This window comes from Mesorhizobium sp. FG116 (assembly GCF_057809835.1).
The window spans coordinates 1-17,306 of record NZ_JBMDKS010000021.1 but is presented as its reverse complement, the minus strand read 5'-3'; the positions used below and the strand labels follow the sequence as shown (position 1 = coordinate 17,306).

Below are 17,306 nucleotides of genomic sequence, written 5' to 3'. Positions count from 1 at the left end.
CCGTTCATCTTCGGTTCAAATTTATTGACGGTGTTTTGACGCCCGTGTGCCTTGCGTCCATCGGTGCGAGGCCTATGTGCAAGGACATTCATCCATTCGGAGAAACTGGAATGACGTCGCAGACAATGCCAATTGAGCTTTACTACTGGCCAACTCCGAACGGCCACAAGATTTCGATCCTGCTGGAGGAACTTGGCGTCCCGTACGCAATCAAATACGTGAACATAGGCCGTGGCGAACAGTTTGAGCCGTCGTTCCTGAAAATTTCTCCCAACAACCGCATGCCGGCGATCGTCGACCCGGAAGGGCCGGATGGAAAGCCGATTTCCGTTTTCGAGTCAGGCGCCATCCTGCAGTATCTGGGTCGCAAGTTCGGCAGGTTTTATCCCGCCGACGAGCGTCAGCGTGCGGAGGTCGATCAATGGCTGTTCTGGCAAATGGGCGGGCTTGGTCCGATGGCCGGACAGGCGCATCATTTCCGCCAGTATGCTCCGGAAAAGATTCCTTACGCCTTCGACCGTTACACCAATGAGGTCAACCGGCTCTATGGTGTCATGAACAAGCGCCTCGCTGATCGGGATTTTCTTGCCGGTGAGTATTCGATCGCCGACATGGCCGCATTTCCCTGGGTGAGGCCCTACAAGAACCAAGGCCAGGACCTTGCGGATTTCGCCAACCTGAAAAGGTGGTTCGAGGAAATAGCGGAGAGGCCTGCCGTGGTGAAGGGTGTCGAAATCGGACAGGAGCATCGCCGCAATCTGGCCGACGACAAGGAAGCGCAGAAAGTGCTGTTTGGTCAGAAGGCGCGAGCCTAGCCAAGCAAGTGGAAAGCTGCCGGTTTTGCCGGCAGCTTTCCGTAGTCAAATGCAAATTACTGACGGGCGAGGTTCTCGCTCTTGCAGATCAGGCCGCCCAGCACGCAGCCGGACAGTGACAAGGTGTTTCCCGAAACACTTGCCTTGCCATTGTAGGTCTTGCCTTCGTCAAGTTTGTTGACCGTGCCTTGATACTGGCCATTGGTGCCATTCATGCAGCCGATCGACTTGCCCTTATATTCACCGGTCATCACTGTGCCGCAGAATTTCGATCCACTCCCGGCATAAGAGATCAAGGTGCCGTTCGGGCGTTTCCACGTTCCCTCGATGGGATCGGCTGAAGCCGATCCAGCCGCCACGAGAATGGCGATTGCTGCCAAGCAAGACTTATAAAACATCGTCTCCTCCCTGTCGGCCTGTTAGGTTCAGCCCGCTTTGCCTCTTACGCAAACGTAAGCTAATTCAGTCTTCACCAAAGAAAAAGCGGTGCCGCAACGGAAAGCGGTGCGTTTTTTTGAGCCTTTTTTGCCCCTCATTGCCATTGGAATGAAGCTATCGCGATGGCCTCATGCTTTTCTGTGGTTAGCGAAGTCTTGAATTCCGTCCGGCGTATTTTCATCAATTTGATCGAGAAACCGCGTGGTTGCTGGATTTCTATCCTTAACGAATTAACACGTTTACCTATTGTTTTAGCTTTGTTTTCTTCAAGTTAAGCACGTCATTTAACGACGGATTCAAGCCCCTGCTGCATTCTCCAAACCATCGAACGGGCAGCCTCCACGGACCAAGCAAGGCGGCGCTCAGGAGCAGGACAGGGGACTAAAATGGCACGTTTTGAAATGCTTGAGGCTGGCTTCGGCACGATGGGCGCCACGGCACAGGCCGACATCCTTTTTGAACTCGGCATGATGTACGCAACCGGCCGCGATTGTGCGGTTGATCCGGTCGCTGCCCACAAGTGGTTCAACATCGCAGCGATCAAGGGTTCGGCCCGAGCGGCAGAATTGCGCTCCGAGTTGTCGGCAACCATGTCGAAGATGGAAATTGCCCAGGCGCTGCGCGAAGCGCGTGAATGGATGACGATGCACTGACGAATTGCAGCACCGGGCTGCTCCAAGAGCCCTGGCCCGGAACAGGGAAGGCAAACGGGATTTCGTGGCGCGGGGGCGTCGGGGAAGCTTGTGCCAGCTAGGCCGCGACCGATCGAAACAAGATCGGCGCGGCCTTTGCTTTTTGCCGCAGTCGCGGAAAGCGCTGTCTCTGGACAGGCATGATGAAACAGGCAAATGTTGCGCAGCATTGAACCAGCGCAGCCGTCTGTGGCGTTGCGCGAGCAAGGGAGTGCAACGCGATGAAGAGCAAGTTTCTGGCTGGTGCCATTCTGGGCCTGGCTCTCGGCACTACGGCAGCCTATGCCGCAGACATTACGATTGCCGTTGTCGGGCCGATGACGGGGCAACTGGCCACCATTGGCGACCAGTTCAAGCACGGCGCCCAGGCGGCTGCTGATGCGATCAACGCCGCCGGCGGCGTTAACGGCAATCAGATCAAGCTTTCCATAGAGGACGACGTGTGTGACCCGAAGCAGGCGGTGTCGGTTGCGAACCGCATTGTCGCCAACGGCGTCAAGTTCATCGATGGCCATGCCTGCTCCGGCTCGAGCATTCCGGCTTCTGCGGTCTATGCTGAGTCCGGCGCGCTGATGATGAGCCCTGCCTCGTCCAATCCGGTTCTGACCGATGATGCGGCGGCCAAGGGTTGGCCGACAATCATGCGCCTTTACACGCGTGACGACGCACAGGGCAATTTCATCGGGCCGTGGATCGCCAAGAAGTATGCCGGCAAGAATGTCGTCATCCTTCACGACAAGAGCGCCTACGGCCAAGGTATCGCCGACGCGGTTCGGGCAACGATGAACGCTGGCGGCCTCAAGGAGGTAATGTACGAGGGCATCAACGCCGGCGAGAAGGACTATGCCGCGCTTGTGACCAAGCTGAAGGAATTGAAGGCCGATGTCGTCTATTTCGGCGGCTATCATCCGGAGGCGGGCTTGATCCTGCGCCAGTCGGCTGAGCAGGGCTTCAAGTTCCAGCTCATCATGCCCGACTCCATTGCATCGCCGGAATTCTGGCAGATTTCCGGCCCGGCGGGCGAAGGCACGATGTTCGTGTTCCCCTCCGATCCGCAGGCCAAGCCGGAGGCCAAGGAAGCGGTTGAAAAGATCAAGGCTGGCGGCTTCACGCCGGAAGGCTTTACGCTGTTTTCCTACGCCGTCGTGCAGGCTGTCGCCGAGGGTGTGAAGCGTGCGGGCACCGATGACCCGATGAAGGTTGCCGAAGCGCTGAAGAATGGCGAGCCGATCAATACGGTGGTCGGCCCGGTGACCTTTGACGAAAAGGGCGACCTGAAGAACGCCAGCTATGACATCAATCAGTGGCACGACGGCAAGTACGCCCCGATCTCGCAGGATTGATGCTGTTGCGAGACAAAAAGGAAATGGCCGGGTCGCCCCGGCCATTTTCGTTTTTCCAGCCCATTCCAGCGAGATCGACGCTCGTCAGGCCTCTTCCGCGAATTTCACCAGGACCGTGCCGTCGCTGACCTGCTCGCCTTCGGCGGCGATTTCGGCAATGACTCCGTCATGCGGAGCCGCGATGGTATGCTCCATCTTCATCGCTTCGAGGATCAGCAGCGGTTGGCCCTTGGCGACGCCGTCACCCTTGGCCGCGCGCACCACCTTGACCAGTCCCGGCATTGGCGCGCGCAGGCTGCCCGTTCCGGCCAACGCTTGCTCCGCGCGCGCCAGCGGGTCCGGCACCTGGAAGGTGTGGCCGACTGCTCCGTCGAAGACGGTGACATGCCCCGGCCAGCGCGCCACACGCTGGCCCTTGACGGATCCGAGTCTGACGATCTCGCCGTATAGCCTGACGGTGGTGCCGTCGGTTCCGGTCATGAGCCTGGCCGGAACCTCGTGTTCGCCATACTTCAAGCGGATTTCCCGCTCGAGCCCATGGAAATGGGCATATCCGCCGATCCCCGACCAAGGGTCATTCGAAGCCTGCCGTTCGTTGAGACCCGAGGCGGCGAATGCCGCAGCGGCCACAGCCAGGGAATTGGGCAAGGGGAGGGCCGTCAGCGCATCTTGGTGCCTGCCTATCAATCCGGTGTCGACATCGCCGGCCGCGAAGTCCGGGTCGCTTGCCAATGCAGCAAGAATGGCGGTGTTCACAGTGGAGCCGGCAACTTCCGTTCGCGCCAGTACATCGCGCAACGCCGCAAGGGAGGTTTCCCTATTGTCGGCATGGACGACAAGCTTTGCGATCATCGGGTCGTAGAAGGGCGATATACTGTCACCAGCCCGCACACCGGTCTCGATGCGCATCGAAGCGTCCTGCGGCGGAACATCGGGGAACTTCAGGTGGTGTAATGTTCCGGTTGCCGGGAGGAAGCCTTTCGTGGCGTCTTCCGCATAAAGACGCGCTTCGAACGCATGGCCGTCGAGCTTTATTTCGTCCTGCTTCCTGGGCAGTATTTCACCCGAAGCCACCCGCAACTGCCATTCGACAAGGTCGATGCCGGTGATCATCTCGGTCACCGGATGCTCGACTTGCAGGCGCGTGTTCATTTCCATGAACCAGAAGCGATCGGCCTTTAGGCCCTGCGAAGCATCGACAATGAACTCGATGGTGCCTGCACCGGAAGAGGAAATGGCCCTCGCGGCCGTAACTGCCGCTTCTGTCATCGCTGCGCGCAGTTCCGGTGTCATGCCCGGCGCAGGGGCTTCCTCGATGACCTTTTGGTGGCGGCGCTGGGCAGAGCAGTCGCGCTCGTAAAGATGGACTGCATTGCCGTAATTGTCGCCGAATACCTGCACTTCGATATGGCGCGGCTTGTCGACATACTTCTCCACCAGCACCCGGTCGTCGCCAAAAGCGGTCTTGGCTTCGCGCCGCGCCCCTGACAATGCCTCGGCGAAATCGTCCGGATCATCGACCCGCCGCATACCCTTGCCGCCGCCGCCGGCTCGCGCCTTGATGAGCACCGGATAGCCGATCTCGCGCGCCTTGGAGGCCAGCACCACGATCTCCTGCGCCTCGCCATGATAGCCGGGCACAACGGGTACGCCAGCTTTCTCCATCAGCCGCTTGGCCGCATCCTTGAGGCCCATCGCGCGGATTGAAGTGGCTGAGGGTCCGATGAAGGTGAGGTCGGCAGCCACTACCTGATCGACGAAATCGGGGTTCTCGGAAAGAAAGCCGTAGCCGGGATGGATTGCTTCTGCCCCAGTCTGCTTGGCCGCCGCAATGATCTTGTCGCCCCGCAGATAGCTTTCCCCGACTGGAGACGGGCCGATATGCACCGCTTCGTCGGCCATTTCGACATGCAGGGCACGCGCATCGGCATCGGAATAAACCGCGACCGTCTTGACACCCAGCCTGCGCGCAGTCCGGATGACCCGGCAGGCGATCTCGCCTCGATTGGCGATCAGGATTTTCGAGAACATTAGCGCAAATCTCCCGAATCCGTTTGCAGGTATGAGAGGATGTGAGCGAGGTTCTTGGGTAAGTCTTGTTGATGGCGCATCGATCACATCCTGAACACGCCGAACTTCGTTTCCGGGATCGGCGCGTTCAACGCAGCGCTGAGGCTGAGCGCCAGCACGTCGCGCGACTTTGCCGGATCGACTATGCCATCGTCCCACAGCCGGGCGGAGGAATAGAGGGGGTGACCCTCGCGCTCGTATTTCTCCAGCGTTGGCTGCTTGAACGCGGCTTCTTCCTCGGCACTCCAGGTGCCGCCCTTTCGCTCGATGCCTTCGCGCTTGACCAGCGCCAGCACCATTGCGGCCTGCTCGCCGCCCATCACTGAAATGCGCGCGTTCGGCCACATCCATAGAAAGCGCGGCGAATAGGCTCTGCCGCACATGCCGTAGTTGCCAGCGCCGAATGAGCCGCCGATGATCATCGTCACCTTTGGCACTTGTGCGGTTGCCACCGCCATCACCAACTTGGCGCCGTCCTTGGCGATGCCCCCGGCCTCGTATTTGCGACCGACCATGAAGCCGGTGATATTTTGCAGGAAGACCAAAGGAATGCCGCGCTGGCAGCACAATTCGATGAAATGCGTGCCTTTGACCGCCGACTCGGAAAACAGAACGCCATTATTTGCGATGATGCCGACCGGCATGCCGTAGAGATGGGCAAAGCCGGTGACCAGAGTGGTGCCGTAATTCTGCTTGAATTCGTCGAACTCTGAGCCGTCGACAATGCGTGCGATGACCTCGCGCACGTCATACGGCTGGCGCGCATCGGTGGGTACGATGCCGTAGATCTCATCCGGGGCGTAAAGCGGGGACGCAGGTTCCTGCAGATTTAAGCCTATGGCCTTGTTACGGTTCAGGTTCTTCACGATCCGACGCGTGATGGCCAGCGCATGTTCGTCATTGACTGCCAGATGATCGGCCACGCCGGATTCGCGCGTGTGCAGGTCCGCGCCGCCGAGGTCTTCTGCGCTGACTTCCTCGCCTGTTGCAGCCTTCACCAGCGGCGGCCCGCCGAGGAAGATGGTTGCCTGTTTGCGAACCATGATCGATTCATCTGCCATCGCCGGCACGTATGCGCCGCCGGCAGTACATGATCCCATGACGCAGGCGATCTGCGGAATGCCCGCCGCCGACATGGTAGCCTGATTGTAGAAGATGCGCCCAAAATGATCGCGGTCGGGGAATACCTCGTCCTGGTTGGGCAGGTTGGCGCCTCCAGAATCGACAAGGTAAATGCAGGGCAGATTATTCTGCAGCGCGATTTCCTGCGCACGCAAATGCTTCTTCACGGTGAGCGGGTAATAGGTGCCGCCTTTCACCGTGGCATCATTCACCACCACCATGACTTCACGGCCTTCGACGCGGCCAATGCCCGCGATCATGCCAGCTGATGCGATGTCTCCGCCATACATGTCGAAGGCAGCGAACTGGCCGATCTCGAGGAAGGGAGAACCGGTGTCGAGAAGTTGCGCCAGCCGGTCACGCGGCAACAGCTTGCCGCGTGCCGCATGACGGTGGCGGGCTTCTTCCGAGCCGCCGCGCTGCACATGCGCGGCCTTGTCCGAGATGTCGGCGACCAGCGCCCGCATCTTTTCGGCATTGCTGCGAAAGGCTTCGGAGGAGGGGGAGAGTTGCGAATGCAGGACGGCCATCGCTAGACCTCTTCGGACATCATCTCGCGGCCGATCAGCCAGCGGCGGATTTCGGAGGTGCCGGCGCCGATCTCGTAGAGCTTGGCGTCGCGCAGTAGGCGGCCGGTTGGGTAATCGTTGATGTAGCCGTTGCCGCCCAGGAGTTGGATGGCGTCGAGCGCGCACTGCGTCGCCTTTTCTGCGGCGTATAGGATACAGCCGGCGGCGTCCTTGCGGGTGGTCTCGCCACGGTCGCAGGCCGACGCTACTGCATAGACATAGGCTCGGCAGGCGTTGAGCGTGGTGTACATGTCGGCCAACTTGCCCTGGACGAGTTGGAAATCGCCAATCGGGCGGTCGAACTGCTTGCGCTCGTGCACGTAAGGAACGGCCACGTCGAGGCACGCGGCCATGATACCGAGCGGGCCGCCGGCGAGCACTGTGCGTTCGTAATCAAGGCCCGACATCAGGACTTCGACCCCGCGCCCTTCTTCGCCGAGCACGTTCTCGAACGGCACCTCGACATTGTCGAACACCAGTTCACCGGTGTTGGAGCCGCGCATGCCGAGCTTGTCCAGCTTCTGCGCCACGGAGAAGCCGGCAAAACCCTTCTCGATCAAGAATGCGGTGATGCCGCGCGACTTCCGCTCCGGGTCTGTCTTGGCATAGACAACGAGCGTGTCGGCATCGGGCCCGTTGGTGATCCACATCTTGGAGCCGGTAAGCACATAGCGGTCGTTCTTCTTTTCGGCGCGTAGCCGCATGGAGACGACGTCGGAACCGGAGCCGGGTTCGGACATGGCGAGCGCGCCCACCGCTTCGCCCGAGCAGAGCTTCGGAAGATACTTTTCCTTTTGCTCGTTCGTGCCCCAGCGGTTGATCTGGTTGATGCACAGGTTGGAATGCGCGCCGTAGGAGAGGCCGACTGAGGCGGAAGCGCGCGAAATTTCCTCCATCGCTACGACGTGGGCGAGGTAGCCCATGCCAGTGCCGCCATAGCGCGGGTCGGCGGTGACGCCGAGCAGGCCGAGTGCGCCGATCTCCTGCCACAGATGTGCGGGGAACTCGTTGCTGCGGTCGACCTCCGTCGCGAGCGGCGCAATCTTTTCCTGGGCAAAGCGCTGAACGAGATCGCGAAGGGCCGCGACGTCCTCGTCAAGCCCGAAGTTGAGCGCGTGTGTGTACATGGTCTTGCTCCCGGCTCATTGTTGCGCCGACAAGGCGCATTGTCATCGAAAGATATGTTTCCGTCACGCCTTCGACCGATAGCCGCTCACCCGGTCGAAACCAGACGATGACGCCCGTCATCATCTGGATCAGCGCCATGGCGGTGAGCCCGGTGTCATCGATGTCGAAGCAGCCGTCGTCGCTACCGTCGCGCAGGATGGCGCGCAGTTCCTTCTCGTAAGCGGTGCGCAGCTTGAGAATCTGCGTCAGCCGTTCGGGCGAGAGGCTACGCAATTCCATGTTGGAAATATGCGTCGACGGTCGCCGCTCAATATGGAACGCGATGTGGTTGGCGACATAGGCAATGAGGCGCGCTATCGGGTCTGACGTTGCGGGGCGCCCGGCGTTCCATGCGGCCAGCAGGGCGTTCATATGCTCGCGCATGAGCGTGAAAAGCAGATCTTCCTTGGTCGGGAAGTATCGATAGAGTGCCGCCACCTGCACGCCGACCTCTGCAGCGAGCTGGCGCATCGATACGGCTTCGTAGCCGTAGCGCGCAATCAGCTCGACCGCTGCCTCGCGGATCGCTGCTTCCGTCTTTTCGCCGTCCGAACCGGTCGTGCGCGCCATCGCTTCCCTCGTTGTTGAAATAATAAAACGAACGTTCAATTAATTCAAGGGGTAGCAACCATAGCGCGGGCAAGTCAGGTTTATCCGCGTCGTTTGGCGTCGTCGGGTTTTCGTCTTGTCATGCCGGCAAGGACAAATGGGCCTGCCACCAAGACCGTAGCAAAGCCCGAAAAGGCGGCTAGGCTGGGCAGATGAGTGGGCACATCGCTCAAGACGGGACGGACGAGGCTCGCCGTATTGAAGGATTCGGCGCTGTACTGGCACTGCACGAAGGATGCTTGGTTGCGCACCATATCCACGTCGATACGCGAGATGAGGTCTTCTACAGCCTGCCTGTCGGGTGATGTCTCGCGCATATAGGCGAGCAGTTCGCGAGCTGCTGAAAGATAAGCGTGACTGCATTCGTTGAAGGGACTGGTTTCGTCCTTTAGGCTGCCGGGCACCAATCCCCAAAGGCAGTATGTGTACTGGATCGCGCCGAAGTTCTTGAGGCGATGGAATGTTTCGTCAGTCCGGCTTTGGCGTTCAGCTAGATCGAGAATTTCGCTGCGGTATTTCGAAATTACCGCCATCTGGCCGTGTGAAAGGCTGGCTATCGGTAGGCCACTCATATCGCCGTCGGACGTTCGCCGGTGGGCGAATGCGTCTGTGGACGCCAGCACGGTCAGGCCGAGGCAAATGCTGACAGCGGCGCATTTCGATTTCGAAATGCGCCGCTGCATGATTTTAACGCAAGGCTGCGCGGCGGCGGTCGGAACGGCTTGCAAAGCTTTTTTCTGCAAGGGCGCCGAACGCCAGGCCGATAACAGTCCAAAGCACGGCGTGCATTCCGAGCGACGAGGTGCGGAAGCGCCAGAGCAGATCAGCCGAATAGCCTTCCGGGATCTCGTTGATCGTCGGCAGCGCATATTGGACGACGACCATAATGGCGATGAAGGCCGCAGCGCCGACAATACCGGCATTCCAGGCTCCATATTGGGCCCACAGGCGCCGAGCCAGTGCGACCGCCGCAACGGAAGCTGCAATCGAGACCAACAACATCACGAAGAACAGTTCGGTTCGCGCGCCGATTGTTTCAGGATTGCCCACGGCCGGCGGAGTTGCCGGGTATTTCAATGCCGGCGCAAGGACGACCGCAATGAATGCGCCCAGCGCGAGCAGGGCGGCTGTGGCGCGCGGTCCGAGCGGGCTGATCCGACCGTAAACATAGGCAAACACAAGTGCGAACAATCCGCCGATGGCAGCGCCATAGATGACGGAACCCGTCAGCAGGCCGATGCCCGCCTGTGTTCCACGGCTAACCAATTCGGGCTCTTCTTCAGCCGGTTGCCCGGATGCAGCCGCTTCCGCCGAGGCCATCTGCTCTTCATAAGCAATGGCGCGGTCGACCTGGGGTTCACCGAAAATGCGGGCGAATCCAAACGCAAATAGTCCTGCCAGGATGCCGACCAGCATCCCGCGCAACAAAAGACTTCCAACCATTTTCAGTCTCCTAGTGGCAGGGGAAACCGAGCAGATGGCGGGCGTCATGAACGAATTCATGCGTGTTCAGCCCCGAGACAAGCGTCATAGCGCCCTCTTCGGAACCAATGAAGTAAATCGCGATCAGCATGAGCAGTCCGCCGAAAAGCGCCCAAGGCAGAATTTCGCGCACAGGAATAGGCTGAGGTAGCGCACTTGGTGCGTAGGCGACATCGGACATTTCATAGCTCCTGGGATACTGCGTCCCGTTGATTCAGTGCCTGGTAGCGGGAAAGTCCTGACTCTCGGCAAAGTGCCGATCACAGTGGCGCGACCGTGCCGGATTCCCACCGGCTTCCAAACCCGTTACCTACAAAAAACAGTACCGGCGCGGCTCATGACTGTCAATGAAATGCGCAGTCGATCAGAGATCGACGCTTTAAATCCGGGCGCACAAAGCACTAGGGTCTCCGGGTCTAAAAATTGGATTCATCATCATGACGGCGCGCTTGACCTTTTTATGCAGTGGGGCAACCGAGGCCAATCGGAAGGGGACATTTCCGCTCAATGAACCGCTGGTGCAGAACGCTGCCGATGCCGCGGTTGCGCAGGCAGGTAGATTGCCCAGGGCCGACCGCGTATGGACCAGCCCGCTTTTACGCGCGACGCAGACGGCCACAGCGTTCGCATTAGCAAGCGAGCCGATTGAGGCGCTCCGCGATCTGGATTTCGGTCGATGGGCAGGAAAGAAGCTTTCAGACCTGCAGAAATCGGAGCCGGAAGCGCTTGCCATTTGGCTGAACGACCCGGAAGCCGCGCCCCCTGGCGGCGAATCGCTGACCACGTTGGTTGCGCGGATCGTGCCTTTCCTGGGTGAGATCATGGTGCTGAAGGGGCACACGATTGCGGTTACGCATCCGGCGGTGATTCGCTCAGCGCTTGTCACTATCCTGGGGGCGCCGATGCGAGCATTCTGGAAGATTGATGTTGAGCCTCTAAGCGTAACCGAACTCACCAGTGATGGCAGGCGTTGGGCGCTAAGGATAAACGGCCGGAGAGCCTAACTGACTGAATCAAAACTTAATATGAGCTGCCATCCACTGCGTCAGTTGCCCCGTGCGGTAGCGAGAGCACCCGGCAATTCTTCGGCAAAAATATCCAGTTCGTGATCGAGGCCGACACTTACACGGATGCAGCGGTCGAGCCCCGGCGCCATCGGTTTGCGGATAAAGACATCGCGCGCGAGCATCGCTTGCAGCACCTTGAGGGCAAAAGCGCCATCACGTCCGCAATCGATGGTGACGAAATTCGTCGCGGATGGAAGCGGCACCAGACCGTTGTCTGTAGCGGCCGTCGCGATCCGCTGCCTGCCTGCATCCACCTGACTTACGACTTTGGCGAGGTACGCTTGGTCTGCCAAGGCGGCTTCGCCGGCGATCTGAGCCATGCGGCTGACGCCATAGTGATTTCGGATCTTCTCGAACGCAGTGATTACCTGCGCTTCACCGACGGCATAGCCGCAGCGTATGCCCGCCAGGCCATAGGCTTTCGAGAACGTCCGCATCCTGACAACATTCGGCCGGGCAACATCTATTGGCGGTACGGCCGAGGCCGGGCCCAGTTCGCAATAGGCTTCGTCAAGAATGAGCATGGTGGTTTCGGGCAAGACGTCGATGAAGTGTTCGATTTCTGCCGCTTCCCACCAGCTTCCCATCGGGTTGTCCGGGTTGGACAGATAGACCAGCCGCGCATTCTCCCTGCGAACCGCGGAAAGCAGGCCGTCCAGGCTCTCCTTGTCATTCTCATAGGGTACTGTAACCAGCCTTCCGCCGACGCCAGCGACATGGAAATTGAAGGTTGGATAGGCCCCAAGCGATGTAACCACTGGTTCGCTGGGGGCGAGATACATGCGGACGATCAGGCCGAGCAGGCCATCAATGCCTTCGCCGACGACAATATTCTGCGGTTGGACACCGTGGTGTGCCGCCGCAGCGACCTTCAGGTCATGATTGTCAGGGTCGCAGTACATCCACATGTCACGGGCGACATCGCGCATCTTCGCAATGACAGTGGGCGAAGGGCCAAAACTGCTTTCATTGGCGCCAATACGCGCACGGAAAATCCTGCCGCTGGCACGTTGCTGCGCTTCTGGCCCGACAAAAGGGACTGTAGAGGGCAGTGCTTCGATAAGCGGGGTGAGGGGAGGTAGCATGAAATACCTGTTCGGCTTGGGTCGGTTCAATGGCTGGAAATTTATTATGACCTTTCCAGTCCTGCGATAATACCGTGCCGTCAAGGTGTGGGGACAAATACCTGCACCACGCAGGCGGTTGCGCACATATGCCGGAACCTAGGTCAATCGCTCGATCAGGGGTTGGAGCTTGTCGCCGTAACGCTTCCAGAGATCGATCGAGCCTTTGTACATCGGCTGGCGTACCTGTGCGGCCGAAGCAGTACGCACCGGTCTGTCGGTTTCATGAAAATTCAGGCAAGCGTTGTTCCAAGGCAGCCCAAGATGGCTGATCAGTGCTCGCGTCTGGGCCTCCTGATCCGCGACGAAATCCTCGTAGTGCACCTCATGGATCACGCCGGGCAACACCTTGCGCCAATGCGCCATGATGTCGGTGTAAAGGTTGTGAAAATCTGCCAGTTCCTCAAGGTCGTAGCTGTAGGCGTGGCTGTCGCCACGGAAATGCGTCTTGAAGATCGACAGGCAGGTTGCCACTGCATCACGCCTACAATGAATGATCCGGGCGTTCGGTAGCATCATGTGCAGAAAGCCGATCAGCATGAAATTGCCCGGCATCTTGTCGGTGACGTGCTTGCTGTCCGGATAAAGGGCATGCAGCATCTGAACATAGTCTTTGCCCGCATCGGCAAAGGCCCGGTCGGGCATATGTGCAACGCCAGCCGGAAAGCCTCCCTTCATATCGACAGGAAAGTTCCCGCCCACAGCCATTTTAAGGATCGATAGTTCGCCGGCGCCACGGACCTCTGGGTGACTCGCGATGATCTGTTCTACCAGCGTGGTGCCGGAACGCGGCATTCCGACGATGAAGATCGGCGTCTCGTCTCTAACCGCACTCGGTTTGTGCTCAGTGAAGAACTCAGCGTCAAAAGCCGCCTTCATTGCCTCGAAATCGGCTCGCGTGCGTGCCTTGTCGTAATTTAGCCGCCTGCGATTTAGTGCGTTGCCCTCGGTGAAGAAATCGAAAGCCTTGTCGTAGATTTTGAGGTCATCATGGGCTTTGCCAAGACCAAAAGAGAGCTGCATCCGCTCAACGCTGTCGGCGGCGGATCGCTGGTGCTGCGCCTGCATCGCTGCAAGTTCGGCGTCGGCGTTTTCTTGGTGCTTGACGCGGGAAAGCATGAGCCACGCTTTTGCCAAAGCGGGTTGCACCCCCAAGGCGGCGCGAAATTGCGTCATTGCCTCTGCGATCCGGCCCTTTTCCATCAAGCATACGCCAAGTCCGTATAGAAGGTCGGCATCCTTGGGCCGAATCGACAAGGCTTCGCTGAACACGTCAATCGCGGCGTCCAACCGTCCAGCTTCCTGCAGAGTCTCCGCCAATCCGATTCTGGCGCGCATATGAAATGGATGCAGGGCGATCGTGGTACGAAACGTCTCTTCAGATTCCTCGAATTGACCGAATTGACGCTGCATGGAGCCAAGATTGTCTCGTGCGCCAAGATGGTCGGGCTTTTGGGTTATAGCCTTGCGGAAAGCGTCCGCCGCGGCATCAGGGTTGCCGATGTCACGCAGGACTGTGCCGTAGTTGTTCAGGAAATCCGAATTGTTCGGAGCGCCCTTGATGGAGCGCGCGATCAAGGCCACGCCTTCCGAACGCCCTGTCTGGTGCAGGAGCAGTCCGAGGAAATGCTGTGCGGCGACGTGATTGGCCTGTTGGGCGAGAACTCGCCGATAGAGGGCTTCGGCGTCTGCCAACCGGCCCGATTGGTGCAGGGCCAGCGCTTGCTTGACCTGCTGGTCCAAGGCTCCGCCGACCGGCGGTTGCCCGCCTGCTCCACCATTGGCGCCTCTGGCACCCTGCTGTCGTCTCAAAGCCCGGTTTATGATCGATCTGCCGCGTTCGGTGAGCCTCAGGTGGGTCTAAGCCAATATGCCAAGGGCTTCAAGATCGGGGAGAGGGCTTCACGCCTTGTCCAAAAATAGAAACGGCCCGTGATCCGAAGATCACGGGCCGCAATTCAGATCAGCTTGTCAGCTGATTAGAACGAGCGCTGGAAGCGGAGCCAGCCGCCGACCGTGCTGTCACCAGCTGCGGGGTCGGTGAAGGTTACTTCCGGCGTTACAACGAGGCCGGGAACAACCGTGTAAGCAACGTTAGCTGCGAGAGCGAACGTCTCATCTTCATCATAAGAAGCCTGGAAGTTGAAGGCAGCCTTCTCGTTGAACTGGTAGGACGCGCCGCCCCAGACAGCCCAGTTCTCATTCCAGGTCTTGAAGAAGTTGGAGCCAACATTGTCGTCCGTGCCGTAGCCGGCCATGACGAACAGCGACAGCTGCTCAGACGCATTCACGTCCAAACGGATCTTGCCAGCCCATTCTTCCCAGTTGCTGTCGTAGCCGCCGACGGCAGTGATCGCACCCCAGCCCTGCGTATACTTCGCACCAACAACAACGTGCGGGACGTAGCTGTCGATCGAATCGGCGCCAGCGCCTTCTTCGAGCGAGACCACGGCCGAGAAGCCGTTGCCAGCGTCGAAATAGTAGCTGATCAGGTTGGTGTCGAACGAGCCGTAGGAAACGATATCGTCGCCGATCACATTGCCAGCATAGCCGGTGAAGGTCGTGAAGACCGACTCGTCCTTACCAATGCGGAGACCGCCGAGCTGGATCCAGGCGAAGTTCAGCGACCAGCCAGATTCACTGGAGAGCGTGAAATCGGTGTCGCCGTCGCCGTCACCATCATACGCGGTGGCGTGGTGGCCTTCGCGGAAGTTGAAGCGGGTCTCGGTGTAGGTCTTCAAGGTGCCGAGTTCGGTTTCCGAACCGGTCCAGGTGCGCAGCGTAAAGCGAGCCTGCTTGTGGAAGGTGTCGTTGGTGCCACCGTCGAGAAGATCCGGAACGTCATTGTGGCCGCCGTAAGCGCCCTCGCCAACGCCGATGTCGTAACGGACGTAGCCGCCGACGCGCAGGCAGGTCTCGGTGCCGGGGATGTAGAAGTAGCCAGCGCCGTACACGTCGCAGATCTTGACGTATTCAGCCGGTTCCGGCTCGGCGACGACGACAGCGTCGGCGGCGCGCGCACCGGAGACTGCGAACAGAGCCGCAGCGGAGCCGAGAAGAAGGCTCTTAATGTTCATTTTCTGACCTCCAGTCAAAAGTTAAAAAACGGGTCTGGGTATTTTTTGCTGAAGGACAGCGTTCCCTGCCCCATCCCCACTACCGAAAAAGACGCGCACCGCGCCTCTCCTTCGAAAGTGACATTACCCATCGATCTGCCCGGTTCAACAATGATCGTACCGCCAATGGGCTATGGTGAATGCTATCCACCGTTGTTGTTGCACAAATGACACGATTTGGCCCCGTGCCGAAAGCACTCATTAACCATAGGGCGGTCTGGGCCGCTTGCATCCGGCCATTTCTGGGCTTTGGACAGGAATCAGCACAGACAGGTGTGCAAGTTCGCGCAGTTGGCCTTGTTGCGAACCGATATTTGCAAGGTTGGCGGCATTTTTCAAAGAATGCGGTGCGCCCCTTATTGATTGTGCCGCCCCTTTTCTTTATCCACCGCCGCAACGGAGAGGTGGCCGAGTGGTCGAAGGCGCTCCCCTGCTAAGGGAGTAGAGGTCAAAAGCTTCTCGTGGGTTCGAATCCCATCCTCTCCGCCAGTCTTTATTTATCTCACGCCAGTTCGCTTCGCTCACGGCTCCGATGGGGCGCGCTGACCGCGCGACGCCCGGTCGGGCTTGCGGACGCTTCGCATTCGTTAGCGTGTCTCACACCCAGTCGCTGGCCGCGGATTGCGATTCGCCGACTCAGCCCTGCTCCGCCCGGTCAATGAAGTCGGCAATGGTTTGCGGCAGGTTTCCGGTCTCCAGGAACGGCGCGTGGCCTTGACCCGCAACGATGACGGTTTCCATGCCGGGATGGTGACGCTGCATGTCCTCAAGGGTCGCGGCCGAAAGCAGCCGAGAGTTTTCGCCGCGAATGGCGAGCATGGAGATTTTCGCCAGTGCATCGAATTGCGGCCAAAGCGTCGGCAGGGGCTGTGTGAAATCTATGCCGGCAAGAGTGTCCACTAGCGCCGGGTCAAAGTCTGGCAGGAGTTCTCCGCTGCCTTTGCGGTAGAGCGCTTCAACCATGCGTTCCCAGTCGCGCTCGTTAAGTGCGGGGAAGTCCGCACCGTGCGCCGCCTTCTGTGCCGCTACGGCTTGGGCAAAGCTGAGTGGGCGGGGCGAACGTTGCAGGTAGGCGCGGATGTTGGCAAGCCCCGCTGCTTCAATGACTGGGCCGATGTCGTTGAGAACGATGGCTTTCAGTATGTCTGGCTGCATCGCGCCAAGCACATGGATGATGAGGCCGCCGCGCGAGGTGCCGATGAAGGCCGCCTGCTCGATGCCGAGTGCGGCGAGGCCGGCGATGATGTCTGCCGCTTCCATTCCGACATTATAATTGTTGTGGTTCGGATCGTGGTCGGACTGGCCACGCCCGCGATAGTCGAATGCCACGACCTGCCGAGGGATCGGCGCGCTTTTCGACAGATGGAGCGCCAGTTCGTGAAAATCGCGCGCGTTGCGGGTGAGGCCGGGCAGGCAGACCGCTGGCCATATGTCGGACCGCGATTCGCCGTAGATGCGAGCGTGAAGCCGCAAACCATCCGCAGACTGGTAGAAGAAGTCGGAATAGGACTGGTTGTCGGCGATGTTCATGACAGCGATTGGTATCGGGAGGGCCAAGAACGGTCAAACGCGAGATATGTCATGCCGGTGACAGGCGGGGCATGATCCAGCGCGCCTTCTGCCTTGCCTGCGCACTTCCGGTTTGTCACGGAATGGATCCCGGACAGCATCGCCATCGCTTTGCTCGGCTCG

At 59.4% G+C, this 17,306-nt stretch carries 16 protein-coding genes, 1 tRNA gene and 1 riboswitch; of the genes, 5 read left to right on the top strand and 12 right to left on the bottom strand.

All coding sequences use genetic code 11. The features are described 5' to 3' along the window. Nucleotides 1-110 precede the first annotated feature (110 nt). Nucleotides 111-815 (top strand): glutathione S-transferase N-terminal domain-containing protein, encoded by a 705-nt coding sequence (locus ACODTY_RS16415; RefSeq protein ID WP_488995286.1) that lies wholly within the window; start codon nt 111-113, stop codon nt 813-815. A gap of 56 nt (nt 816-871) precedes the next feature. On the opposite strand, the gene ACODTY_RS16410 is transcribed toward ACODTY_RS16415, so the two are convergent. Further along, entirely contained in the window at nt 872-1,213 is a 342-nt protein-coding gene (locus ACODTY_RS16410; RefSeq protein ID WP_488995285.1) for a DUF2147 domain-containing protein, read from the bottom strand. 426 nt (nt 1,214-1,639) lie between these two features. Between ACODTY_RS16410 and ACODTY_RS16405 the strand changes: the two genes are divergently transcribed. Then, a complete protein-coding gene (locus tag ACODTY_RS16405; RefSeq protein ID WP_488995284.1) occupies nt 1,640-1,906 on the top strand; it encodes a sel1 repeat family protein in 267 nt (88 codons plus the stop codon). A 260-nt stretch (nt 1,907-2,166) separates the two neighbouring features. Further along, a complete protein-coding gene (locus tag ACODTY_RS16400) occupies nt 2,167-3,288 on the top strand; it encodes an ABC transporter substrate-binding protein (RefSeq protein WP_488995283.1) in 1,122 nt (373 codons plus the stop codon). A gap of 84 nt (nt 3,289-3,372) precedes the next feature. On the opposite strand, the gene ACODTY_RS16395 is transcribed toward ACODTY_RS16400, so the two are convergent. From ACODTY_RS16395 to ACODTY_RS16365, 7 genes are all read right to left on the bottom strand, one after another. Then, the gene (locus ACODTY_RS16395; protein WP_488995282.1) at nt 3,373-5,319 is read right to left on the bottom strand and encodes an acetyl/propionyl/methylcrotonyl-CoA carboxylase subunit alpha; all 1,947 of its coding nucleotides are present in this window, start codon (nt 5,317-5,319) and stop codon (nt 3,373-3,375) included. Between the two features lie 83 nt (nt 5,320-5,402). Next, the gene (locus ACODTY_RS16390) at nt 5,403-7,010 is read right to left on the bottom strand and encodes a carboxyl transferase domain-containing protein (RefSeq protein WP_488995281.1); all 1,608 of its coding nucleotides are present in this window, start codon (nt 7,008-7,010) and stop codon (nt 5,403-5,405) included. 2 nt (nt 7,011-7,012) lie between these two features. After that, a complete protein-coding gene (locus ACODTY_RS16385) occupies nt 7,013-8,176 on the bottom strand; it encodes an isovaleryl-CoA dehydrogenase (RefSeq protein WP_488995280.1) in 1,164 nt (387 codons plus the stop codon). Next, a complete protein-coding gene (locus tag ACODTY_RS16380; RefSeq protein WP_488995279.1) occupies nt 8,145-8,786 on the bottom strand; it encodes a TetR/AcrR family transcriptional regulator in 642 nt (213 codons plus the stop codon). Before ACODTY_RS16380 ends, ACODTY_RS16385 begins: the two co-directional genes overlap by 32 nt. Before the next feature lie 80 nt (nt 8,787-8,866). Beyond that, nucleotides 8,867-9,568 (bottom strand): hypothetical protein, encoded by a 702-nt coding sequence (locus ACODTY_RS16375; RefSeq protein WP_488995278.1) that lies wholly within the window; start codon nt 9,566-9,568, stop codon nt 8,867-8,869. Further along, nucleotides 9,513-10,268, bottom strand: a complete 756-nt coding sequence (locus ACODTY_RS16370) for a CbtA family protein (RefSeq protein ID WP_488995277.1) — start codon at nt 10,266-10,268, stop codon at nt 9,513-9,515. The genes ACODTY_RS16375 and ACODTY_RS16370 overlap by 56 nt, the downstream gene beginning before the upstream one ends. A 10-nt stretch (nt 10,269-10,278) precedes the next feature. After that, entirely contained in the window at nt 10,279-10,488 is a 210-nt protein-coding gene (locus tag ACODTY_RS16365; protein WP_488995276.1) for a CbtB domain-containing protein, read from the bottom strand. A gap of 2 nt (nt 10,489-10,490) precedes the next feature. Continuing rightward, nucleotides 10,491-10,632, bottom strand: a riboswitch (adenosylcobalamin (AdoCbl) riboswitch). A 112-nt stretch (nt 10,633-10,744) separates the two neighbouring features. On the opposite strand from ACODTY_RS16365, the gene ACODTY_RS16360 reads away from it, so the two are divergent. After that, nucleotides 10,745-11,311 (top strand): histidine phosphatase family protein, encoded by a 567-nt coding sequence (locus tag ACODTY_RS16360; RefSeq protein WP_488995275.1) that lies wholly within the window; start codon nt 10,745-10,747, stop codon nt 11,309-11,311. 41 nt (nt 11,312-11,352) lie between these two features. On the opposite strand, the gene ACODTY_RS16355 is transcribed toward ACODTY_RS16360, so the two are convergent. From ACODTY_RS16355 to ACODTY_RS16345, 3 genes are all read right to left on the bottom strand, one after another. Beyond that, a complete protein-coding gene (locus tag ACODTY_RS16355) occupies nt 11,353-12,459 on the bottom strand; it encodes a pyridoxal phosphate-dependent aminotransferase (protein ID WP_488995349.1) in 1,107 nt (368 codons plus the stop codon). A gap of 138 nt (nt 12,460-12,597) precedes the next feature. Further along, nucleotides 12,598-14,241, bottom strand: a complete 1,644-nt coding sequence (locus ACODTY_RS16350; protein ID WP_488995274.1) for a sulfotransferase — start codon at nt 14,239-14,241, stop codon at nt 12,598-12,600. A 236-nt stretch (nt 14,242-14,477) separates the two neighbouring features. After that, the gene (locus tag ACODTY_RS16345) at nt 14,478-15,575 is read right to left on the bottom strand and encodes a porin (RefSeq protein WP_488995273.1); all 1,098 of its coding nucleotides are present in this window, start codon (nt 15,573-15,575) and stop codon (nt 14,478-14,480) included. 437 nt (nt 15,576-16,012) lie between these two features. Here ACODTY_RS16345 and ACODTY_RS16340 point away from each other — a divergent pair. Then, nucleotides 16,013-16,103: transfer RNA gene (locus tag ACODTY_RS16340), tRNA-Ser, on the top strand. Between the two features lie 147 nt (nt 16,104-16,250). On the opposite strand, the gene ACODTY_RS16335 is transcribed toward ACODTY_RS16340, so the two are convergent. Next, complete coding sequence (locus ACODTY_RS16335) at nt 16,251-17,144, bottom strand: alpha/beta fold hydrolase (protein WP_488995272.1); 894 nt, start codon at nt 17,142-17,144, stop codon at nt 16,251-16,253. Between the last annotated feature and the right edge of the window lie 162 nt (nt 17,145-17,306).